The 22,372-nt window shown below is 61.6% G+C and carries 18 protein-coding genes; 12 read left to right on the plus strand and 6 right to left on the minus strand.

What is annotated here, in order from left to right; translation table 11 throughout:
- Positions 1-38: 38 nt before the first annotated feature.
- Entirely contained in the window at positions 39-194 is a 156-nt protein-coding gene (locus LJF34_RS09155) for a hypothetical protein (RefSeq protein WP_231184664.1), read from the plus strand.
- Between the two features lie 126 nt (positions 195-320).
- Positions 321-1,391 carry an alanine--glyoxylate aminotransferase family protein gene (locus LJF34_RS09160; RefSeq protein ID WP_231184665.1) on the plus strand — a complete coding sequence of 357 codons (1,071 nt, stop codon included), beginning with the start codon at positions 321-323 and terminating at the stop codon, positions 1,389-1,391.
- Here the strand turns inward: LJF34_RS09160 and LJF34_RS09165 are convergent.
- From LJF34_RS09165 to LJF34_RS09175, 3 genes are all read right to left on the minus strand, one after another.
- Positions 1,388-2,200 (minus strand): ScpA family protein, encoded by an 813-nt coding sequence (locus tag LJF34_RS09165; protein WP_231185058.1) that lies wholly within the window; start codon positions 2,198-2,200, stop codon positions 1,388-1,390. The two genes, LJF34_RS09160 and LJF34_RS09165, sit on opposite strands and share 4 nt — an antisense overlap.
- A gap of 217 nt (positions 2,201-2,417) precedes the next feature.
- A complete protein-coding gene (smc, locus tag LJF34_RS09170) occupies positions 2,418-5,996 on the minus strand; it encodes a chromosome segregation protein SMC (RefSeq protein ID WP_231184666.1) in 3,579 nt (1,192 codons plus the stop codon).
- Between the two features lie 25 nt (positions 5,997-6,021).
- Entirely contained in the window at positions 6,022-6,285 is a 264-nt protein-coding gene (locus LJF34_RS09175; protein WP_231184667.1) for a hypothetical protein, read from the minus strand.
- Positions 6,286-6,471: 186 nt separating this feature from the next.
- On the opposite strand from LJF34_RS09175, the gene LJF34_RS09180 reads away from it, so the two are divergent.
- From LJF34_RS09180 to LJF34_RS09200, 5 genes are all read left to right on the plus strand, one after another.
- Entirely contained in the window at positions 6,472-6,993 is a 522-nt protein-coding gene (locus tag LJF34_RS09180) for a DUF4352 domain-containing protein (protein WP_231184668.1), read from the plus strand.
- A 108-nt stretch (positions 6,994-7,101) separates the two neighbouring features.
- The gene (gene gatB / locus LJF34_RS09185; protein WP_231184669.1) at positions 7,102-8,619 is read left to right on the plus strand and encodes an Asp-tRNA(Asn)/Glu-tRNA(Gln) amidotransferase subunit GatB; all 1,518 of its coding nucleotides are present in this window, start codon (positions 7,102-7,104) and stop codon (positions 8,617-8,619) included.
- Between the two features lie 278 nt (positions 8,620-8,897).
- Entirely contained in the window at positions 8,898-9,929 is a 1,032-nt protein-coding gene (locus LJF34_RS09190) for a lysylphosphatidylglycerol synthase transmembrane domain-containing protein (RefSeq protein WP_231184670.1), read from the plus strand.
- A 116-nt stretch (positions 9,930-10,045) separates the two neighbouring features.
- Positions 10,046-10,702 (plus strand): DedA family protein, encoded by a 657-nt coding sequence (locus LJF34_RS09195; protein ID WP_231184671.1) that lies wholly within the window; start codon positions 10,046-10,048, stop codon positions 10,700-10,702.
- Between the two features lie 159 nt (positions 10,703-10,861).
- On the plus strand, positions 10,862-11,575 hold the full coding sequence (locus tag LJF34_RS09200) for a lytic transglycosylase domain-containing protein (protein ID WP_231184672.1): 714 nt from the start codon (positions 10,862-10,864) through the stop codon (positions 11,573-11,575).
- A 79-nt stretch (positions 11,576-11,654) separates the two neighbouring features.
- On the opposite strand, the gene LJF34_RS09205 is transcribed toward LJF34_RS09200, so the two are convergent.
- The 3 genes from LJF34_RS09205 to LJF34_RS09215 form a co-directional block, all read right to left on the minus strand.
- A complete protein-coding gene (locus LJF34_RS09205; RefSeq protein WP_231184673.1) occupies positions 11,655-13,052 on the minus strand; it encodes an MATE family efflux transporter in 1,398 nt (465 codons plus the stop codon).
- A gap of 110 nt (positions 13,053-13,162) precedes the next feature.
- Entirely contained in the window at positions 13,163-13,735 is a 573-nt protein-coding gene (locus LJF34_RS09210) for a response regulator (RefSeq protein ID WP_231184674.1), read from the minus strand.
- Positions 13,736-13,830: 95 nt separating this feature from the next.
- On the minus strand, positions 13,831-16,041 hold the full coding sequence (locus LJF34_RS09215; protein WP_231184675.1) for a histidine kinase N-terminal 7TM domain-containing protein: 2,211 nt from the start codon (positions 16,039-16,041) through the stop codon (positions 13,831-13,833).
- Between the two features lie 178 nt (positions 16,042-16,219).
- Here LJF34_RS09215 and LJF34_RS09220 point away from each other — a divergent pair, with 178 nt between their 5' ends.
- From LJF34_RS09220 to LJF34_RS09240, 5 genes are all read left to right on the plus strand, one after another.
- Complete coding sequence (locus tag LJF34_RS09220) at positions 16,220-18,751, plus strand: DNA topoisomerase I (protein WP_231184676.1); 2,532 nt, start codon at positions 16,220-16,222, stop codon at positions 18,749-18,751.
- A gap of 347 nt (positions 18,752-19,098) precedes the next feature.
- Positions 19,099-19,821 carry a phosphoglycerol geranylgeranyltransferase gene (locus LJF34_RS09225; protein WP_231184677.1) on the plus strand — a complete coding sequence of 241 codons (723 nt, stop codon included), beginning with the start codon at positions 19,099-19,101 and terminating at the stop codon, positions 19,819-19,821.
- 164 nt (positions 19,822-19,985) lie between these two features.
- A complete protein-coding gene (locus LJF34_RS09230; RefSeq protein WP_231184678.1) occupies positions 19,986-20,954 on the plus strand; it encodes an ABC transporter ATP-binding protein in 969 nt (322 codons plus the stop codon).
- Entirely contained in the window at positions 20,947-21,750 is an 804-nt protein-coding gene (locus LJF34_RS09235; protein ID WP_231184679.1) for an ABC transporter permease subunit, read from the plus strand. Before LJF34_RS09230 ends, LJF34_RS09235 begins: the two co-directional genes overlap by 8 nt.
- Positions 21,747-22,361 carry a TetR/AcrR family transcriptional regulator gene (locus LJF34_RS09240; protein WP_231184680.1) on the plus strand — a complete coding sequence of 205 codons (615 nt, stop codon included), beginning with the start codon at positions 21,747-21,749 and terminating at the stop codon, positions 22,359-22,361. The genes LJF34_RS09235 and LJF34_RS09240 overlap by 4 nt, the downstream gene beginning before the upstream one ends.
- The last annotated feature ends 11 nt before the right edge of the window (positions 22,362-22,372 follow it).

Raw genomic sequence — 22,372 nt, forward strand, 5'->3', positions numbered from 1 at the left:
TCCGAAAGCTTACACCAGTACGTGAACGATATCGGGACGTGGCGGATCCGAGCGAAATCGTCAGCGTGCTGGTGGCGTTGGAGTTCGTCGTGATGGCTTCGGTAGTGTTGCTCTTGGTTCCGTTCGAAACCGCTGTTTCGGTCATCCCCCTGCTGTTGATTTTCCTAATCGCCCTCCTGCTGTATCGTTCGTGAGTCGGCACGTACGGGGAAACGGAACCGACGGACGGAGACGCGAAACAAGTCCGCCGGATTCGATCCGCGTCTTCGGCCGGAGCGCTTGTGGAACGGTTTAACTTCCCCTACGCACGCATAGGACCCATGGACGAGAACGCGCTCACGATGACGCCGGGACCGACGGCGGTCCCCGAGGAGGTCAGACAGGCGATGGCGGAACCGGCGATGAACCCGGACGTGAATCCCGAATTCGAATCGTACTACGGGACGGTACTCGACAAACTGGCGCGGGTGTACGGAACCGACGACGAGATGGTCGTCCTCGGCGGCGAGGGTATCCTCGGATTGGAAACCGCCGTCGATTCGTTGGTCGAGGAGGGGGACGACGTGCTCTGTCTCGCCAACGGACTGTACGGCGACGGCTTTGCGGATTTCGTGGAGATGGCGGGCGGCAACCCGATACTCCACGACGTCGATTACAGGGAGGCGTTCGACCCTGACGAAGTGGCCGCGCTCGTGGAGTCGGGCGACTTCGCCGCCGCGACGATGGTCCACTGTGAGACGCCGACGGGGGTACTGAACGGGTTCGACGAGATTCTGGCGACGTTGCAGGACGCGGGCGTGTTGACCATCGTGGACGCCGTATCGTCGCTCGGCGGAACGCCGGTCCCGGTCGAACGCATCGACGTGTGTCTCGGCGCGTCCCAGAAGTGTTTCAGTTCGCCGCCCGGCCTGACAACCACGTCCGTCAGCGATGCGGCGTGGGAGAAGGTCGAGGGGACGGAACAGAACGGGTTTTACACGAGTCTAGAACCGTGGCGGGACGCCGACTTCTCGTTCCTGCCGTACACGCACCTCGTTTCGAACCTCTACGCGTTGGAGGCGTCGTTGGACCTGATTTTGGACGAAGGACGGCAAAAAGTGTTCGCGCGCCACGAAACGGCGGCCCGCCGCTGTCGTGAGCGCGGCGAGGAACTCGGACTCGAACCGTTCCCCGGAACGGAATCGCTCTGCTCGCCGACCGTCACGGCCTTCGAAATCGAGGGACAGGCGGAGGAGGTACAGGAGCGGTTGTACGACGACCACGGAATCCTCGTCGCGACGGGGCTCGGGGAGATGGCGGCGGACCTCCTCCGAATCGGTCACATGGGGTACGGTGCCGAGCTCGAAGCCGTCGAGAAAACGATGGACGCGCTCGAAACGGTCCTCGATTAGTCCGCGAGGAGTTCCGGCGGGTCCTCGTCGTCCGCACCGCGGGCGTCCTGCACCCAGAGGTCGCCGAACAGGTCGTCCTGTTCGAGGGTGAGCGTTCCCCGATGGGCGAGAAACAGTAGGGCGAGGTACGTCATCACCCGCGTCGAACCGACCATCTCGATTTCCGCGTAGAGTACCTCCGTCCGTCCCGCTTCGTACTGTGAAACCAGCGCGTCGTGCACGTCGTCGATGACCGTCTCGATGTCCTCGTCGTGGGTCGTACCCGTCACCTCCGACTCCGTGGGTTCGTCGTCGAAACGCATGTCGTCGCCCGAGTGGTAATCGAGCGTTTGGGTCCCGCGTTGGAAGCCCTGCGGCGACCCGCTCGTGTCGTACGTCCGCGACTCCTTCCACCACGACCCGCGTTCGCGCTCCCGGAGTTCGCGGACGAGTTCGTCCAGCGTCTCCGGTTTTCCGCGGGCGCTCTTCCGGTCGAGTCGGCGCTCCATCTCGTCTTCGAGCGATGCGACAGGGTCGAAGCCGTCCGTCTCGTCCATCGACATCGGCGCTTCCCACGGTTCGAGTTCCTCCTCTTCCGGTTCGTCCTCCGTGATCAGGGCGTCGCTTTTCATCCGAAGGAGGACGCTGGCGTAGAACAGCGCCCGTCCCGACGTCCTGAGGTCCGTGCCGTCCAATCGATCGAGGAACTTGTCCGTCACGTCCACGATGTCGATGTCCCACGGTTCGATTTCGCCCTCCTCCGCGAGTTGGACGAGGAGTTCGACCGGTTCCACCTCGTCGTCCGAGTCCTCCGTTGGCAGGTCGGCCAAGAGGTCGGACTCCTCGCGGTCACGGTCCTCGTGACCGGCGATATTCAGCGGGATGCCGTCCGAAGAATCGCTGCTCGCGGCGTTGCCGTCGTCTCGCGGCTCCGCCGCTCGACCGTCCGCGGAACGGAGTTCCGCGCTACTCGCATCGCGATGTTCCGAAGGAACATCGCTACTCGCGGCGGTACCGCTCGTGTCTCGGTTTTCCTCCGGAAAACCGTCAGTCACCCGCGGGCACCTCCTGCTCCCCGTCCAACCGGATACCAGTCACGCTGCTCACGTTGTCCCCTTGCATCGTCACACCGATGGCCCGCTCCGAGCGGTCGAGCATCGCGGAGCGATGCGAGACGACGACGAACTGTGCGTCACCCGCCAGTTCGTGCACCATCTCGCCGACGCGTTCGGCGTTCACGGCGTCGAGGAAGGCGTCCACCTCGTCCAGCGCGTAGAACGGTGCCGGGTTGTAGCGCTGGATGGCGAAGATGAACGCCAGCGCGGTCAGCGACTTCTCGCCCCCGCTCATGGCGTCGAGACGCTGGACGGGTTTGTCCGCGGGTTGCGCTTTCATCGTCAACCCGCCGTCGAACGGATCGTCGTCGTTTTCGAGGAACAGTTCGCCCGACCCGGCGGACAGGCGCGTGAAGATGTCCTGAAAGTGCTCGTCGATGGCATCGAAGGCCTCCATGAACGTCTCCTTCTTCTGCGATTCGTAGGAGTCGATGCGCTCGCGGATGCCGTCGCGCTCCTCCACCAGCGTCGCCTTCCGCTCCTTCAGGTCGTCCAACTGGCTCTCGACCTCGTCGTACTCATCGATGGCGAGCATGTTGACCGGTTCGAGTGCCTCCATCTGTCGAGTGAGTCGGTCGATGTTCGACTGCACCTCGTCGTGGTCCGGCACGTCCTCGGGGTCGTACTCGCCGACCTCTTCGCGAAGTTCCGCGACCTCCTCTTCGAGACGACTCGCGCTCCGCTGAAGGCTTTCGAGGCGGTTCTCGACGCCTTCGACCTTCGACTGCTGGGCGTCGCGTTTCGACTTCGCGTCCTGCAGTTCCTCCTTCAACTCGGCGCGTTCGTCCTTGAGTTCCGTGAGTTCCTCTTCGAGTTCGGACACCGCCTCGCGCTTTTCTTCGAGGGTCTCCTCCCGCTCGGCGATGTCCGATTCGAGGTCCGAAATGAGGTCTTCCTGCTCGGCCTTTCGATTCTGAGCGGACTCCACGTCGTCGTGGAGGTCGTCGATGGCGTCCTCCGCGTACTGCTTTTCGAGTTGCAGTTCGTTGAGTTTGCCGTCGAGCGAATCCATCCGCTCTTCGAGCGTGTCGATTTCGGCCTGCACCTCGTCGGCCTCGCTCGTCAACTCGGGAATTTTCGAGTCCGCGAGTTCGCTTTCGAGGTCCGCGATGTCGGCTTCGATGCCGGCGATGGTCTCGTCGTGGGCCGACACCTGTTCGTCGAGTTCCTCCATCCGCTCGGTGACCGACTCGCGTTCTTCCTGTATCTCCTCGATGTCGTCCTGTAGCGACCCAATTTTCTCCTCGATGCTTTCGAGTTCGGACTCCTTTCGCTCGATGTCGTTCTCGATGCTTCGAACTTGATCCGTCGCGTCTGTCTGTCGGTCGCGGGCGTCGTCCAACCGCTCCTCGACGCCGTTGATGGACTGGCGAATCGACTGGCGTTCGTCCTCCAACTCGTTGATTTGGCGCGCCACGCGCTCGATTTGGCCCTTGCCGGAGGCCGAAAAGGAGTAGCGCGACCCGCTGGTCGAACCGCCGGTCATCGCTCCACTCTTTTCCACGAGTTCGCCCGAGAGCGTCACGAGGCGGAAGTCGCCCATCAACTCGCGGGCCGTCTCCATGTCCTCCACGACGAGCGTGTCGCCGACGACGTAGGAGAACACCGACGCGTACTCGGAATCGAAGTCGATGAGGTTGTACGCGAAATCGACCACGCCCGGCGCGTTGGGCAGGGACGGCAGGCGGCGCTTTTGCATCTTCGTGATGGGCAGGAACGTCGCCCGCCCCGCGTTTCGCTGTTTCAAATACTCGATACAGCGCTGTCCGACGCTATCGTCGTCCACGACGACCTGCGCCAGTCGACCACCCGCCGCCGTCTCGCAGGCCGTGGCGTACTGCTGACTCACGCTGCCAAGTTGCGCGACCGCACCGTGAACGCCGTCCACTCCGCCGTTCAGAATCGTGGAAACGGCGCGACCGAACGACGAATCGCCGCTCTCGTTCGCCCGCGCATCCAGTTCGGCGTACTTCTGCTGTTTGGACTGTATCTTCCCTTCCACCGCATCGAGGTCCGACTGAAGTTCGGACTTTTCGGCCTTCAGGTCGGACACCACGTCCTCGATTTGGTTCGCGTTTCGCTCGGCCTTGGTCAGTTCGTCGGCCAAATCACCGAGTTCGGTTTCGAGTTCGGGAATCCGCTCGCGGGCCGACGCGAGTTCGTTTTGCTTCTCGTTCACCGAGTCCGAACGCCTCCGCGCATCGTCCAACAGGCGATCCTTCTCGCGCTGGCGCTCGTTCTTCTCGCTTTTCTCGTCTTCGAGCGCTTCCTTCTTCTCGGCGAGGTCGGCCTTCACCTCGTCGTACTCGGTGTCGACGTTATCGATTTCCTCTTCGATTTCGGCGAGTTTCGACTCCTCGGTGCCGATTTCGCCCTTGACCGATGCCTTCTCGATTTTGATGTCGCGGATATCCCCGCCCAACTCGTCCACCGTCTCCTGCTTGCGGTCGATTTCGACGAACGCCTGTCGTCTGCGGTTTTCCGCGTCGGAAATCTTCTCCTCCGCCGTCTCGATTTTGTCTTCGAGGCGAGAGATCTCCCCTTTGACCTCCTCGATTTCGCTCTTGATGGCGAGCTGTTCGTCCTCGCCCTTGCGCTCGATTTCGGCGTTGAGTTCCTCCAGTTCGTCTTCGAGACGGACGACCGTTCCCTGTTTTTCGTCCAACTCGCGCTGAAGGGAGACGAGTTCCTCCTTTCTTTCGTCGATGTCCGTTCGGGTCGCGTTCAGATCGGAGCGCTTCTCTTCGAGTTCGGCTGCCTTCAGATAGCCCTCGTACTCCTCTTTCTCCTCGCGGAGGCCCTGATATTCGAGCGCCGTCTCGCGCTCGTCGCGCAACTGGTCGAGTCGGTCCTCCTTCTCCTCGATTCGGAGTTCGGCCTCCTCGACTCGGTCCTTGACCACTTCGAGTTCCTCCAAGGCCGCATCCCGTTTCGCGTCGAACTCCGCCACGCCGGCGATTTCGTCGATGATTTCGCGCCGTTCGAACGGCGTCATGTTGATGATGCCGGTCACGTCGCCCTGCATGACGACGTTGTAGCCCTCCGGCGTCACGCCCGCCTGCGCGAGCAAGTCCTGTATGTCCGAGAGGTTGACCGAGCGTCCGTTCAGGTAGTAGTACGAGTAGTAGTTGTCCTCGGTCTGTTTGACCCGGCGTTTGATGGTGATTTCGTCCACGTCGCCGACGTTATCCGTCCCAGCGGCGTTGACGACCTGCGTCCGGTCGAGGGTGCCATCGCTGTTGTCCAGAACGACTTCGACTGACGCTTCGAGCGGCCCGCTGCTCGCCGATTCGTCCCCGTCGTGGCCGGGGTTGTAAATGAGGTCGGTCAGTTTCTCGGCGCGGATGCCGCGGGTTCGTGCCAGTCCGAGCGCGAAGAGAACGCTGTCGATGATGTTGCTCTTCCCGGAGCCGTTCGGACCGGTAACGACGGTGAAGTCCTCGTAAAACGGGATTTCGGTCTTCCGGCCGAAGCTCTTGAACTTGTCGAGGACGAGCGTTTTGATGTGCATGGATTGCTCGTGGGAAAGAGAAGTCCTACGCGACGATGATGTCGTCACCGAGTTCGGACGACTCCTCTTCTTCTATGTCGTCCTTAGACTCATCAGATTTAGCCTCTTCGGCCTGTGTCGATTCCGGTTTCGCGTCCGTTTTCGCCGCTTCCGCTGCTTCCCGTGCCTGCTCCAGTTCGCGGATGCGCTGGTTCGCTTCAACCAATTCCTCCGTCAGGCCGCGAATCGTCGCTTCCAGTTCTTCCATTCGGGATTCGAGCGAACCGATTCGGTCGCGCTGGCTAGTCATACATCGTATGCGTGACGGTTTATCAATAAATGTGCGTCAGACATACGGCAGACAGTTGATAAAACCCGGCCGAACGTGACAACGGGGAATAATCAACGCCGGTCGACGACAATTTTTACGACATCGCCGCGTTCGTGTCTGGAAACCGCCACAACACCATTAGGAGAGCGAGTTGAGCGCCGAACCGTGAACCGACGGCAAGTACTTACGGCGGTCGGAGCGGGGCTTTCCGGTGGCATAGCGGGCCGTCTGTCTCCGGTTCAAAACGGGGCGACCAAAAAACGAGACATCCGAACGGTTCAAATCGGAGAGACTGCGACGCTGAAAGGAGGCATCCACATCACCGTCAAGGAGGTCGAGTTCAAGGACCAATACGTCAAGCTGGGTTCGGCGGTCACGCCGACGAAGGGAAAGCAGTTCGCCATCGTCTCCGTCGAAACCAAAAACAAAGGGAAGGAAAAGCACGAGTTGCCGAGGGCGATAACGCTGAAACTCAAAGCGAACGGCAAGAGCTACTCGACGACGAGCTATACCGGTAGCGAGTACACGCGATATCAATATCGGGGCGGGCAGAGCAAACCGGGAGCGATACGCGACGGCGAACTTCGATTCGAAATCCCGAAGTCGGTCTCACAGTCGGAACTCACCGTACAGTGGACGTACACGGAACTGAACAGACCTGTCGTCATCAGATGGCGAGGACAGTGAACGACCACGACGCGATTATCGGGAGTACTACCGCGCATCGTACGCGGGGATGCCCCCGTTCGAAGCGTCCCGTAGGCTTTTAACACTCACCCGACCAACCAGTCTGTAATGACTGCTCAGGCTGTCCAAGAGGGCGAGCTCGTGGCCGTTATCGGCCTCGAAATCCACGTCCAACTGGAGACGGACACGAAGATCTTCTGCGGGTGTTCGACCGACCAAGACGACGCCGAACCGAACACCTACACCTGTCCGGTCTGTCTCGGACTTCCGGGATCGCTCCCGGTACTGAACGAGGCGGCCGTGGAGTACGCCGTCAAAGTCGGCAAGGCCATCGACGCCGATATCCCCGAGGAGACGTCCTTCCACCGGAAGAACTACTTCTATCCCGACCTCCCGAAGGGATTCCAGATAACCCAGTACGACGCACCTATCTGCCAGAACGGCGAACTGGAGTTCGGCTTCGAGGGCGAAACCCGAACGGTCGGTATCCATCGTGCCCACCTCGAAGAGGACCCCGGAAGCCTCCGTCACGTTCGGGACGGGACGGGCGATATCGAAACGCGAACCGTCGGCATCGACCGCGCCGACTACACGCTGGTCAACTACAACCGGGCCGGGACGCCGCTGATGGAAATCGTCACCGATCCCGACTTCCGCGAACCCGGCGAAGTTCTCTCGTTCCTCGAAAAGCTCGAAGAGGTGCTCGAATACCTCGGTGCCTTCGACTCGACGCGAGACGGCAGTCTGCGCATCGACGCGAACCTCTCCATCGTCTCCGAAACGGACGTAAACGACGACGGGTCGATTTCCGAGGACGTTCTCACGGACGCGAACCGAACCGAGGTCAAGAACATCTCCAGTCACAAGGGCGCGGAAAGCGCGCTCGCCTACGAGGAAAGTCGACAGAAGAACCTCATCCGGCGCGGAAAGGCCATCGAGCAGGAAACCCGGCACTTCAACGAGACGCACGGTTCGACCGTCTCGATGCGCTCGAAGGAGGCCGAAAAGGATTACCGCTACTTCCGCGAGGAGGACCTACCGCCGCTCCAAGTGAGCGACTGGAAGCAGAAGCTCGAAATTCCGGAACTGCCGGACGCCCGCCGCGAGCGGTTCCGCGAGGAGTACGGTCTGAACAAGGAGGCCGCGAGCAAACTCACGTCGAGCAAGCAGGTCGCCGACTTCTACGAGGACGTGGCCGAGGAGTTCGACCCCGACCTCGCCGCGGCGTGGGTCGCCGACAGCCTCCTTGGAGAACTCAACTACCGTGACATGGAAATCACGGACGTCGAAGGAAGACTCGGCGAGTTCAAGAACCTCATCCGGCTCGTCGCGGGGGACGAGATTACGGCCAAAAACGCCGAAGAGACGGTTCTCCGCGAGATGCTGGACGAGGGCGACGACCCCAAAACCATCATCGACCGCGAGGGACTCGGGAAAGCCGACTCGGGCGAAGTCGAACGGGCCGTGACGGAAGCCATCGAGGAGAATCCGGACACGGTCGAGGACTACCATGCGGGCGAAGGCGGCGCTATCAACTTCCTCGTCGGGCAGGTCATGCAGAAGACCGGCGGCAGTGCCGACCCCGGAAGCGTGAACGGCATGCTCCGCGAGCGACTGGACGAATAGTTGCGAACAGGCGGCACGGGAGGAGATTGCGATGGGGAGTGCCACACACCCGCCTCGGCCCCATCGCAGCGGTCGGCTACGTCATGCGGCGGTTTGGCTTCGTTTTCGGATTTAAATCTACGGACGGTTTCGGAGCGAAACGAATATTCACGACATCTGTCGTCTATCAGACGCCGAGTAGTCCGTCACGAATCCGTCGTGATGATTCTTACCGGTGGAGACCGTTTGCGGGAATGAATGAGTAGAGTCGAAATCGGGTCGAACGGGGGAGTGAGGGGATGGATACGGCTGGCGAGGAATTGAACGTCCGGTCGGTCGCTCTGGGCCTGCTCGCGTCGTTGTTCGTCATCGTTCTCATCGTGTGGTTCGTCGGTGTCGACGCGGTCATCGCCGCATTTCGGGCGGCGAACGGGTACGTCATCGTCGCCATCGTGGTTGTCGCGTCGCTCTGGCTGATATCGTGGAGTTTCGCCCTTCATGCCCTCCTCTCCTTGCTCGGCTATCCGCAGACGCGGAAACGGACGGTGTTGATATACATGTGCATCGTCTTCGCCAACAGTATCACGCCCTTCGCACAGGCAGGTGCCGAACCGCTGGCCGCGCTGTTCGTCTCCCGGTCGACGGGTGCGGAGTACGAAACGGGGTTGTCGACGGTAGTGAGTGTCGACACCATCAACCTGCTTCCCTCCGTCGGGTTAGCGATGGTTGGACTCGGGTATTTCACGGTGAGAGCGACGCTCAATCCCCGACTCGAATTCGCGGTGACCCTCTTTTTCTCCGTCGCCGTAGCGGTCGCCGTCATCGCCGTGTTCGCGTGGCGGTCGCGGGACCGACTCGCGGCGTCGGTCGTCGGCGGCATCTCACGACTCTTCGAATGGATCGATAGAAGGACGCCGTTCAACGCCGATCTGCCGGAGCAGGAATTGGAACACCGGGTTTCCGTGTTCGTCTCGAATCTGGAACGAATCGCGCGAACACCCCGTGTTCTCGCCGTCGGACTGTTCTTCTCGGCGGGCGGGTGGCTGTTCCTGACGACCGCACTGTGGCTTTCCCTCTACTCGTTCGGCTACGCGATTCCGGTCGAAGTGCCGTTGTTTATCGTTCCGCTCGCGATGACGGCGAGCATAACGCCGCTTCCGGGAGGGTCGGGCGGCATCGACGCGGCGTACATCATCCTGCTCGTGAGCGTGACGAAGGTGCCGCTTCCGACGATCACGGCCGCGCTGCTCGTCTTCCGAGGAGCGACGTATCTGCTCCCCATCGTCGCCGGTGGTACGGCCGTCACGATTCTCGAATCGAACCGCCGCTGACGGAGTGTCACAGGAGAACACGTCACGGATATAGAAGGGTATGATTCGTTGTCAGGTGTATCGAGCACCTCCGGTATGGAAAAATTGATAGCGTAGACGATAGTACCAGAGGCCGGATGTTCGATTGGCTAGCGGATACCATACTCTCGTTTGTCACGAAGTATGGATATCTAGCAGTCTTCATCTACCTGACACTCGAAACGGCCTTCATTCTCCACTTCGCGCCGAGCGAAATCGTCGTCCCGTTCGCGGCCACGCAGCTCGTTCACGACCCGATTTCGTTCGCCACTTTCGTCGCCGTCTCGACCACCGGAGCGACGGCGGGAAGCCTCCTCGGCTACTACGTGTTCGGGAAGAACGGAAAGACGGCCCTCAACCGATACGGGCACGTCCTTCACGTGTCCGAGTCGGATTTGGAGCGGAGCCAACGCTGGTTCCGACGGTGGGGGCGTAGTTCCGTTCTGTGGGGCCGCATGCTTCCGCTGATGCGTGCCGTCATCTCGATTCCCGCCGGACTCGCCGACATGGAATTGCGAACGTTCACCGTCTACTCGGCGGTCGGGTCGCTCGTTTTCAACGTGTTTCTCACCTACCTCGTGTACGAGGGAGCGGGGGAAACCTCGCCGCTCGATTGGGTCATCCACGCGGCGTCGAGCGCGCTGCGGGGGAACCTGGTCTTCGTCGTAAGCCTCGGATTCGTCCTCACGGTCGGCGTTGTCGGTGTCTGGCTCGCCCGTGAGTACCTTAAGCAGGAATTCCTGTTGCTGCGCTAGAGACTCCGTAACCCCCGTGTCGATGTTTTCGCTCGGAATCGTCGGTCGAACGCACTGCTGGTGGCTTTCGCTCATGAAATTCCATAGTCATGAACATTAATTTATTGTTGATAGGGAGGAAAAAATATATTCTCGTGGGGTCCGGCGAGATAAATGCAGATGCCATCCAGACGTAACATACTAAAGAAAGTCGGTGCGACGGGAACAGCAGCGGTAACCATTTCGGGACTCTCCGGATCGGCGGCGGCAGCGCCCGGTTCCATCCCGTCGAACTACCTGAGCGAGTATCGACAGACCGGAAGCGACTACGGTATCGACTGGACGTACCTCGCCGGTGTCGGGTGGATAGAAACCCAACACGGACAGTACGAAGCCGGATGCGACGAGTCGTCGGCGGGAGCGAGAGGGCCGATGCAGTTCATGCCGTCGACGTGGGATTACTACGGCGTCGACGGCGACGGGGACGGCGTCGCCGACATCTGTGACTATCGGGACGCGATTCCCGCGGCCGCCTACTACCTCACCGACAACGGCGCGCCGGGCGACTGGGACAGCGCGCTCTACGCCTACAACCACAGTTGGTCCTACGTCAGCGACGTGAAGGACGCCGCCGCGTACTACCGCGACGCGTATGACGGCGGTGGCGGCGGCGACAGGTTCGTCGATGGCGACCAGGTGACGCCGACGACCAACTTGAACACGCGTGAACAACCCGGAACCGGCCAACCTATCGTGGCGACCATCTCACCCGGAGAGGTCGGCGAAATCATGAACGGGCCGACGGACAAGGGCGGCTACACGTGGTGGGGCGTCCACTGGCTCGACCGGAACGTCTGGGGCTGGTCCGTCGAGCGGTACCTCACCGACGCGTAAGCGAGCGGCGAAGGAGGCTTTTTTGCGAATCGGTGTTCGAAGCGCTCGGTCCAAGACGGTCCACTCCGACCACGAGCGGTCAGTCCGCCGTCGTCGGTTGGCGTTCTTCCTTCAGTACGCCCTGTCGCCAGTGGCCGAGGCTGAACCAGAGGACGCCGATGACGAACGACCCGATGGCCGAAATCGACCACGCCCACCAGAGGCCGTTGACGCCCCACGAGAGTCCGGAGAGCGTGAGCGGTCCGAGTTGCAGCGTCCACTGGTAGGCGAGGAGAACGGCGATGGGAATCCGAAGCATCCACCGCGAGAGGAACGAGAGCGCCATCGCGACGCCGGTGTTTCCCGCGCCGCGGAAGCCGCCCTGAATCACCATCAGCCCGCCGAAGAAGGCCAAGAACGGTCCGATGACCGTGAGGAAGTGGGCACCAACTCGGATCACGGCCGGGTCGTCGGTAAACACGCCGATGGCGACGCCGGGGAAGAGCATCATCAAACCGCCGGCGGCGAACAACACCGCCAGCGTCCCGATGGTCGCCTTCCACGTCACCTCGGCCGCCCTGTCGGGCGTCTCCGCGCCGAGGTTCTGTCCGACGCCGGTCGCGGCGGCCTGTCCGACCGCGCCCGAGACGGTCCACGAGACGGACATCATCCTGACGCCGACGCCGTAGGCGGCCGTCGGTACCGGGCCGAATCTGGCGACGAGGGCTGCCATCGCCACGGCGGCGAAACTCCGCGCCGCACCGTCGATCGTCGCGGGATAGCCGACCGTGACGAGTCGTTTCAGGACCGGCCAATCGGGACGGAGGTCTTCGAGTCGAAGTCGAATCCCCCAGTCGCCACGAAGGAGGACGTACACGCCGACGACGGCGGCGAAGACGCGAGCGATGAGCGTGGCGAGGGCCGCTCCCTGCGTTCCCATCGGACCGAGCGGGCTGTATCCCAGGATGAGTATCGGGTCGAGGACGACGTTCAACCCGGCCGAGATCACCATCAACCACATCGCGGTTCGGGTATCGCCCGCGCCGCGGAGGACGGCTCTGAAGACGAAAAACAGGAACGTGAACGGAATGGAGAAGAACAACACCTCGATGTACTGGAGCGCTTGGACGTACACCGGCCCCTTTGCACCGACGAGCGTGAGGAGTTGCGTGCGGAACGCGTAGCCGAGCGCGGCGAGGAGAACCCCGACGACGACGGTGAGGAGCGTCGTCTGTGCGACCACTTTGTCCGCGGCCCGGTCCTCCCCCGCGCCGATGTGTTGTGACACCAGCGCGACGGCGGACGCGGTGAGGCCCATCGCGAGGGAGACGAAGAGCCACGAGGTCGGAAACATGAGCGAGACGGCAGCCACCGCGTTGGTGCCGACGCGACCGACCCAGAACATATCCGCGAGATTGTAAAACGTCTGGAGGAGATTGCCCACGACCAGCGGCCACGCCAGCGTCACCAGTTTCGGCGTGATAGCGCCGTCGGTCATATCGACACGCCCCGCTCTGCGCCCGGACATAGATGTCTCAGTACAATGGCCGAACCGGTCTTAAACGAACGTGTTCCGTCTGCACTCTGCCGGTTCTTGTGAGAGGAGGATTATCGAAGTTCGCGGAGGACGTGTTGAAACTCCCGATGGTCGCCGACTTCGAGGGAGGAATCGAGATTGCGGCGAACGGATTCGATCTCCGTTTCGAGCGAGACGAACTCGTCGTTTTCACACAAGTCGTCGTAGGAGTGTTCCGCCAGCAGGTTCGAGTGCGTCGAAACGAGCGAGTAATAGCGTGTCAACGTTTCCGCGTACTGTGCCCGATTGTAAAGCGTCTCGACCGTTCTGCGAAGGGTTTCACCATCGACCGGTTTGGTTATGTACTCGTCGAACGACATCTCGATGATGTCGTATCCGGGTGCCACCGCGGTGATCATGGCAACACGACAGTTGTACGCTTGGGACCGGATCCGTTCGAGGACTTCCGAACCGCTCAACTCCGGCATCTTCCGGTCGAGCAGTACCACGTCGATCTCCTCGCTTCGCCGGTCGAGCACCGCGAGAGCCTCCCGTCCGTCGTGTGCAACGAACGTCCGGTGCGTGGACAGCCACTCTTCGTAAAGGGCAGTGACCTCGGCCTCATCGTCCACGATTAGCACGCCGAGTTCTCCATCACCAGTCATGTGTTGATTCGTAGTGATAGAGATAATCAATCAGCACCACATATATCTTTGGTTTCTTTAATAGTTCATCTGTAACTTTCTCTTGAAGCGACGATTCATGCAAGTGAATCGTTCGGCGACAACTGGGGAAAGGAGAGAACGGCGACCGTTCCACGAGGGTCGGCGTCTTCGAACCACACCGAGCCGTCGTACTGGTCCATCATCACCGAAACGAAGTAGAGGCCGAACCCGATGGAACCGGTCGCCGCCGACGTGACGTTTCGGTCGAACACTCGCGTTTTCATGTCCTCGGAGATTCCCGGTCCGTCGTCCTCGATTTCGACGCGAACAGACTCGTCCGCCTGCCGCGTTCGAACCACGAGCGACGGTGATTCGTCGTCGTGATGTTCGATGGCGTTCAACAGCACGTTTTCGATCACCTCACCGAGCAGTTCGTTGCCGCGGACGAACAATTCCTCCGGGATGTCGGCCTCGACATCGACTCTCGGATACGTGTTCCGTACTTTCGTCACCCGACGCGATAGCGCCATGGAGAGGGAAACCGTCTCCAACGACACCGACTCCGAAGCGGTGACGGTCTGGCTGACCGACCGCACCTTTTCGGTCAACTGCCCGATGTCGGCGCTCCAGTTGCGAACCGTCTCGAAGTGGGATTTGCCGGACGCCTCGACGTGCGGTTCGAGGAGTTCCAGATTGCCGTTGATAACGGTTATTCCGTTCAGAATATCGTGGCGCAGGACGCCGTTGAAGAACTCTATCTGGTCGGTTCGCTCCTCGACCATCGCCTGACTCTCCCGGAGTTCGCGCTCCCGTCGTGCGCGGTCGAGCGCCGTCTCGGTCGTACTCGCCAAAATGCGGGCGAACCGACGGTCATTTCCGGTGAACGTCCGTTTTCGCAGATCGCTTCCGACGGCGAGAACGCCGTGTTCGCCGAGCGGAAGCAACAACAGACAGCCCACGGGGAGATAGCCGTACGGTTGTTTCGAGAGTTGCTCGATGGATTCGTAGACGACCGGTTCCCCGGATTCGAACACGGACCACATCGACTCGGCGTCGTCTGAGAACGACAACCCGCCGTCGAGACCGCTCCGCAGTAGGTTCGTCATCGCAACCGACCGGAGAACCGACCCGTCGTCGTCCGGAAAGAGGATGGAGGAGTAGGGATGGTCGAGCACCTCGTCGGCCGTTCGAACCGCGATTTCCGCGATGTCTTCGGGCCGCTCGGCGTTCATGAACTGTCGGGTCGCGGATTGGAGGGTGCGAAGGGTCTCCTCGCGTCGTTTCCGGTCGGTTATCTCGCGGAGGACGAAGATGTCGCCGCGATGAACGTCGTGATGGTCGCGTATCGGCGTCGAACGAGGGTCGTAAATGGGCATTTCTGCGCCGCCATCCTGTCGAACCGTGGAGGGGCTGAACGATTCTTCATTGGAAACGGCATCCAAGAGGCCCGGAAGGACCGACTCGATCCCGCTGCCGACGGTGGCGTCGACGTCGAACAGCGATTGGGCCGCCGGGTTGTACTCGATGACACGTTCATCGGCGACGACGATGACAGGGTCGTCCATCTCGGCGAGGACGACTTCGGACGCGAGCGGAGCGACGTTGAGGAAGTCGTATCGGAAGAGCGCGAGAGCGTCCAAGATACCGCTCGCGGCGAAGAAAACGGGCGTCAACCCGAACGCGACGCCGAGATCGACGAACGCGAACAGGGAGATGCCGAGAAACGGAACGAACCCGGCGAGGATGATGGCGACCGTCTGCTTCCGGTAGAGACGGTCCGCCTGTATCAGGAACGCGGTGAGAAATACGAATCCGGAGAGGAGGACGACGAAGAGGTAGACGAGATGAAAGTAAAACGAGGGCGTATAGTTGACCGACAGCGTCGTGAGCGTGTCGTTCGTCATCACCGTCGCGCTCGCGTTCGCGATCCCGTGGTCGGGACTGGCGAGCGAGAAGACGGTGTAGAGTATCGGTTCCGCACAGATGAGCGGCAGCGTTTTCGCCGTCACCCAGTCGTGCCGACCCGTGTATTCGAGCGCGAAAATCAGCCAGAGAACGGGAACGGCCGTACTACAGATTCCGATGAGCGACATCCAGAGGCGAGCGGGAGCGAGCGACGAACTCGTCAGGAGGAAAATCGAGGAGACACACCACCCGGCGACGGCGGAGATGAGGAGGAAGAACGGCGTCGCCCCGGGAACGCAACGATTCGACCACGCGTACCACGCGAGACCGACCCCGACAGCGCCGCCGAGGACGGTTCCCACGAGGACGACGACGCCCGGAAATGACAGAGAATCCAACATGTCAGAATGAATTTTTATACGTCAGACGCCCACATAGGAGTTTCTTCCATTATCACCCTAGATAATCGGATGAGCGTCGGGTTTCGCGGAAATCCGATTTCTTTCGCCAGCGAAACGTTTACCAGCGCCATACCCGTAGCGGTGGGCGATGACCGATGCGAACCGGGGTGGTGTGTGAGTGGAACTCATCATCACCGAGAAGGACAACGCCGCACGTCGAATCGCCGACATCCTTTCCGGCGAGAGTGCGGAGGCCGACCGACAGAACGGCGTCAACGTCTACAAATGGGGCGGCAAACGCTGTATCGGCCTGTCGGGCCACGTCGTCGGGGTGGACTTCCCTCCCGAGTACAACGACTGGCGCGACGTGGAACCGATAGAACTCATCGACGCGACCGTCGAGAAACAACCGACCAAGGAGAACATCGTTCGAACGCTTCGCTTGCTCGCACGCGATGCGACCCGCGTGACCATCGCGACCGACTACGACCGCGAGGGCGAACTCATCGGGAAGGAAGCGTGGGAACTCGTCCGCGAAGTGAACGAGGACGTCCCCATCAATCGGGTTCGGTTCTCCTCCATCACGAAAAACGAGGTCTCCTCGGCGTTCGAGAACCCGGACGAACTCGACTTCGATCTGGCGGCCGCGGGCGAGGCCCGCCAGATAATCGATCTCATCTGGGGGGCCGCGCTGACGCGGTTCCTTTCGCTTTCGGCGCGGCAACTCGGCAACGACTTCATCAGCGTCGGGCGGGTCCAGAGTCCGACGCTGAAACTCATCGTGGACCGCGAACGCGAGATTCAGGCGTTCGACCCCGAAGCCTACTGGGAACTGTTCGCCGACCTACAGAAGGACGACGAGGCGTTCGAATCGCAGTACTTCTACCGCGACGAGGACGGCAACGAAGCCGAACGCGTCTGGGACGAGGAGACGGCCGAGAAAGCATACGACACGCTCTCGGGTGCCGCACAAGCGATAGTCGAGAGCGTCTCGCGGCGAACGCGGACCGACACCCCGCCCGCGCCGTTCAACACGACGCAGTTCATCCGCGCGGCGGGCAGTCTCGGCTACTCCGCCCAGCGCGCGATGAGCATCGCGGAGGACCTCTACACCGCCGGGTACATGACCTACCCCCGGACGGACAACACGGTCTACCCGGACGACTTGGACCCCGAGGAACTGCTCGACACCTTCGTCGGCGATTACACGTTCGGCGAGGACGCCGAGAACCTCCTCGAACAGGACGACATCGACCCGACCGAAGGGGACGAGGAGACCACCGACCACCCGCCGATTCATCCGACGGAGGACATCCCGACGAAGGGGGACTTGAGCGACGACGAGTGGGACGTGTACGAACTGGTCGTTCGACGCTTCTTCGCCACCGTCGCCGAGTCGGCGAAGTGGGAACACCTCAAGGTGGTGTCCATGGTCTCGGAGTTGACCCTCAAGGCCAACGGAAAGCGCCTGCTTCGGGAGGGCTACCACGCGGTCTATCCGTACTTCAACACCAGCGAGAACTACGTGCCGAACGTGGAGGAAGGGGAGACGTTGGCCATCACCGACACGCGAATCGAGGACAAGGAGACCCAACCGCCACGCCGGTACGGCCAGTCCAGACTCATCGAGAAGATGGAGAAGATGGGTATCGGGACGAAATCGACCCGCCACAATACCATCCAGAAGCTCTACGACCGCGGCTATCTGGAGAACGACCCGCCGCGACCGACCCGTCTCGCACAGGCCGTAGTGAAGGCCGCGGAGGATTACGCGAACCTCGTCGTGAGCGAGGCCATGACCCGCGAACTCGAAGAGGACATGACTGCCATCGCCAACGGCGAAGCGGACTTGGAAGACGTCGCGGATTCCTCGCGGGAACTTCTCGGCTCGGTGTTCGACGAGTTGGAGGAGTCGCGGGAGGAGATCGGAAAACAGCTCCAGCAGTCGCTCAAGGAGGACAAGACGCTCGGGCCGTGTCCCGACTGCGGCGAGGACCTGCTCGTCCGCCAGAGCAGGCGCGGGTCGTACTTCGTCGGCTGTGACGGCTATCCCGACTGCACGTACACCCTCCCGCTGCCGAACAAGGGCAAGCCGCTCATCCTGGACGAGACGTGCGAGGACCACGACCTGCGGGAAGTGAAGATGCTCGCCGGACGGGGAACCTTCGTCCACGGCTGTCCGCTCTGCAAGGCCGAGGAGGCCGAGGAAGCCGAAGACGAGATTATCGGGGAGTGTCCCGAATGTGGTGAAAACGCTGGGTCGGAGAGCCAGCGAGACGAAGGCGGTGAAACCGCCGAAGAACACGGCGGCGAACTCGCCATCAAAAAGCTCCAGACCGGTTCGCGACTCGTCGGCTGTACGCGGTACCCCGACTGCGATTACTCGCTGCCGCTCCCGCGCCGGGGCGAAATCGAAGTGACGGACGAGCGGTGTCCGGACCACGACCTGCCGGAACTCGTCGTTCACAACGGGGACGAACCGTGGGAACTCGGCTGTCCCATCTGCAACTACGAGGAGTTCAAGCAACGCGAGGAAAAGGGCGGATTGGAAGCCATCGACGGCATCGGCTCGAAGACGGCGGAAAAGCTGGCCGAGGCCGGTATCGATACCATCGACGACCTCAAAGACGCCGAGGTCGAGTCGGTCGCAGACGAGGTCAGCGGCGTCAGCGAGGACAGATTGCGAAGTTGGCAGGCGAAGGCTGACTGACTCACCGACTTCTCGGTCCTGAACCGGACGGTGCCACGACCACTGAAAACGGAATTTTCACAACGGCGAGTGTCGGCACGCGACACAACGATCAAAAATCGGCAGATGACACAGACGCGGAGACCAGTTCACTTTCCGGAAAATCTCCGATTTTCCGGGCCGACGACTGAATGGAGACGACCGACTCGTGGGGCGAGTCGGTCGTCGAAATGAAGGAGGAGTGCTTTTGGTCGAGCTTTTACAGGGATCGGTTGGCGGGGCGGCAGTCATCGCCGCCCCGCCAATCCGTGACCGTTGTAAAAGGTCGTTCCGAAGCTGTTTTAGCCGGGAGTTTTGAAAGGAACGCTATGACCGCGCCATGGGACGACTGGGACCATATAACTAAACTCGACCCGGACAAAAGCCTCGCGGATGGCGATACGTTCGCCGACGTGTGCGCGACGGGGACGGACGCACTGGAGATCGGCGGAACGCTCGACATCACGGCGGAGAAGATGCAGCGGGTCATCGACGCCTGTTCCGAGTACGACGTGCCGCTCTATCAGGAACCGAGCAACCCCGCCGTGGTCGTGGAGAGCGACGCGCTGGACGGCTACCTCGTGCCGACCGTATTGAACACGCGGGACGTGGCGTGGATAGCCGGACTCCACAAGGAGTGGATTCGGATGTCGGACATCGATTGGTCCGAAACCCACACTGAGGGGTACATCATCCTGAACCCGGACGCGAGCGTCGCCCAGTACGCCGACGCCGATTGCGACCAGACGGCCGAAGACGTGGCGGCCTACGCCGAACTCGCGGAACGGATGCTCGGCCAGGAGATAATCTACATCGAGTGTTCGGGCACGTTCGGCGACCCCGAAGTGGTCGCGGCGGCGCAGGACGCACTGGACGAGGCGACGCTGTTCTACGGCGGCGGCATCCACGACTACGAGTCGGCGAACACGATGGCGGAACACGCCGACGTCGTGGTCGTCGGTGACCTCGTTCACGACGAGGGCGTCGAGGCCGTCCGCGAGACGGTCAAGGGGGCAAAGGACGCGAAGAAGGCGCGCGCGGAGTCGGCGTAAACGGACTCGTTTTTCGTCGGTCGTTCGAGGAGTGGCGACGCCGCTTCGTGAGCGGGAAAGCAGATAGGACACCGACAGAGCCTGAGATGCCCGAATACGCCGTTCAAAAATAAAAGAACGGAATATTCATATATTCATGGTTCGGATATTCGGTCGGGATACACATGTCCGCACTCGAAACGGTCGGTCTGACGAAGTACTACGGCGAGACGCGGGGTATCGAAGACCTCACACTCGCCGTCGAATCGGGCGAGGTGTTCGGCTACCTCGGCCCGAACGGGGCCGGGAAGACGACGACGATTCGGACGCTTCTCGGGTTCATCACGCCGACCGACGGCGAGGCGACGGTTCTCGGATACGACGTGCGCGACGAAGGCGCGCTCATCGAAGCGAAGCGCCACATCGGCTACCTGCCGAGCGACCCCGGGTTCGACACCGAAATCACGGGGCGGAAACTGCTCGACTACCACGCCGAACTGAAAGGCGACGTGCGAAGCGACGAACTGCTGGAGCGGTTCGACCCGCCCATCGACCGCGACATAGGCGAGTATTCGCGGGGGAACGTCCAGAAACTCGCAATCGTGCAGGCGTTCATGCACGACCCGGACCTGGTCATCATGGACGAACCGACCTCGGGGTTGGACCCGCTGATGCAGGAGCGGTTCTACGAGTTCGTCCGCGAGGAGCGCGACCGCGGGACGACGATATTCTTCTCCAGTCACATCCTGAGCGAGGTGCGAAAGGTCTGTGACCGCGTCGGCATCATCCGCGACGGCCAACTCGTCACGCTCGAAGCCGTCGAGACCCTGCTCGACAGGAGCGGAAAACACGTCCGCGTCGTCGTCGCCGAGGCGGTCGAACGGACGGACTTCGAGTTCGAGGGCGTCCACGACCTGACGGTGGACGGAACGATTTCGTTCACGTTCACCGGGGACTACGACGTGCTGCTCGACCACCTCCAACGCTACACCGTTCAGGACCTCGAAATCGACGAAGCGCCGCTGGAGGACGTCTTCATGCGCTTTTACGGAGATGAGGACATTGACGCGGAGGAAGAGGTCGACGGTCCGACGGCCGACGCAACCGGAACGGCGGATGCCGTCGCGGACGATGGGGGTGAGGACGATGTTTGAGATCACCCGCTACGAGTTCGACCGACGGGTCAAGGGAGCGGTCGTACTCGCGGTCCTGCTCGCCGTGATGTCGTTCGGCATCGTCGCGCTCTTTCCTTCCATCGAGACCTCCGGTGCCGACCTCGAAGCGTACTGGGAGAGCCTCCCGCCAGCGATGAAGGCGGCGTTCGGCGCGTCCGGCGGCGCGTTCTCGCTGACGACGATGGAGGGGTTCCTCGCCGTCGAACTGTATCAGTTCTTCTGGCTCCTCCTGCTCGGCATCTACACGGCGTACATCGCTGGCGGCCTCATCGCGGGTGACGTGGAACGCGGACGACTCGACGTGCTCCTCGCGACGCCGGTCTCGCGCTCGAAAGTGATCGTCGAGAAGTTCCTCTCGCTCGTCCCGACGCTGGTCGTGTTGAACGTCATCGTCGGCGCGGTGGTCTACGTGAGCGTCGTCGCCATCGGCGAGTCGGTGTCGCTTTCGGACCTCGTCGTCGCACACCTGCTGTCGATTCCGTATCTGCTCGCCTGCGGGGCAATCGGCCTGCTGCTCTCCGTCCTGTTCGACCACGCGGACGTCGCACAGCGCGGCGGTCTCGGTGCCATCTTCGCGCTGTTTCTGCTGGATTCCGTGGCGAGTTCGGCCGACATGGGGTGGCTCGGAGCCATCAGTCCGACGCACTACTACGACCCGACCGCGATTCTGGTTTCGAGCGAGTACGACTGGACCGGCGCCGTCGTCCTGCTCGCCGGAATCGTAGCGCTTGTACTGGTGAGCCGCGTCATCTTCCAACGTAAAGACATCTCATGAAGGGCTTCAGCGACGACGAACGCGACCGCATCCGCCGTCTCCTCCTCGACGACGGCCGAGACCTGTTCGAACGATACGGGCTCAAGAAGACGACCATCGCCGACCTCACCGACGCGGCTGGCATCGCCGACAGCACGTTCTATCGATTCTTCGACTCGAAGGAGGAACTCTACTTCGAGATTCTCCAGCGCGAGGGCCACGCGCTCGCCGACGAACTCGTCAACGAATCCCTCGCGAGCGAGGACGACCCCGGGCGGGCCATCGCCACGTTCATGCGGTTACTGGTGGACACCATCGAGGAGAATCGATTGATGCGACGACTGCTCGTGGAGGACGAGTTTATGGAAGTGATGCAGGTGGTCAGCGACGTCTCCCCCGAGGAGTTCGAGGAACGACGGGCGGAGTCCCTCGCTTACGTCCTCCCCTACATCGAAGCGTGGCAGGAAACCGGCGACGTTCGAGCGGGCAACCCGGAAACCATCGCGGGTGTGATGGGTACCGTGAAACTGCTTCCGCTCTATCGCGACCAAATCGGGCGCGACTACTACGAAGCCGTCCGGGACATGTTCATCGAAATCGTCGCCGCCGGACTCACCCAGACCGGCGAGTAGTCTTTTTCGAC

Origin of the sequence: Haladaptatus sp. DYF46 (genome assembly GCF_021083305.1) — an archaeon.
Classification (GTDB): Archaea; Halobacteriota; Halobacteria; order Halobacteriales; family Haladaptataceae; genus Haladaptatus.

Excerpts from the sequence above, each read along its gene's own strand:
- LJF34_RS09195 (WP_231184671.1), top strand. The coding sequence starts at position 10,046 with ATGTTCGATTGGCTAGCGGATACCATACTCTCGTTTGTCACGAAGTAT.
- LJF34_RS09200 (WP_231184672.1), top strand. The coding sequence starts at position 10,862 with ATGCCATCCAGACGTAACATACTAAAGAAAGTCGGTGCGACGGGAACA.
- LJF34_RS09230 (WP_231184678.1), top strand. The coding sequence starts at position 19,986 with ATGTCCGCACTCGAAACGGTCGGTCTGACGAAGTACTACGGCGAGACG.
- LJF34_RS09210 (WP_231184674.1), bottom strand. The coding sequence starts at position 13,735 with ATGACTGGTGATGGAGAACTCGGCGTGCTAATCGTGGACGATGAGGCC.
- LJF34_RS09160 (WP_231184665.1), top strand. The coding sequence starts at position 321 with ATGGACGAGAACGCGCTCACGATGACGCCGGGACCGACGGCGGTCCCC.
- LJF34_RS09235 (WP_231184679.1), top strand. The coding sequence starts at position 20,947 with ATGTTTGAGATCACCCGCTACGAGTTCGACCGACGGGTCAAGGGAGCG.
- gatB (WP_231184669.1), top strand. The coding sequence starts at position 7,102 with ATGACTGCTCAGGCTGTCCAAGAGGGCGAGCTCGTGGCCGTTATCGGC.
- smc (WP_231184666.1), bottom strand. The coding sequence starts at position 5,996 with ATGCACATCAAAACGCTCGTCCTCGACAAGTTCAAGAGCTTCGGCCGG.
- LJF34_RS09190 (WP_231184670.1), top strand. The coding sequence starts at position 8,898 with ATGGATACGGCTGGCGAGGAATTGAACGTCCGGTCGGTCGCTCTGGGC.
- LJF34_RS09225 (WP_231184677.1), top strand. The coding sequence starts at position 19,099 with ATGACCGCGCCATGGGACGACTGGGACCATATAACTAAACTCGACCCG.
- LJF34_RS09215 (WP_231184675.1), bottom strand. The coding sequence starts at position 16,041 with ATGTTGGATTCTCTGTCATTTCCGGGCGTCGTCGTCCTCGTGGGAACC.
- LJF34_RS09175 (WP_231184667.1), bottom strand. The coding sequence starts at position 6,285 with ATGACTAGCCAGCGCGACCGAATCGGTTCGCTCGAATCCCGAATGGAA.
- LJF34_RS09205 (WP_231184673.1), bottom strand. The coding sequence starts at position 13,052 with ATGACCGACGGCGCTATCACGCCGAAACTGGTGACGCTGGCGTGGCCG.
- LJF34_RS09240 (WP_231184680.1), top strand. The coding sequence starts at position 21,747 with ATGAAGGGCTTCAGCGACGACGAACGCGACCGCATCCGCCGTCTCCTC.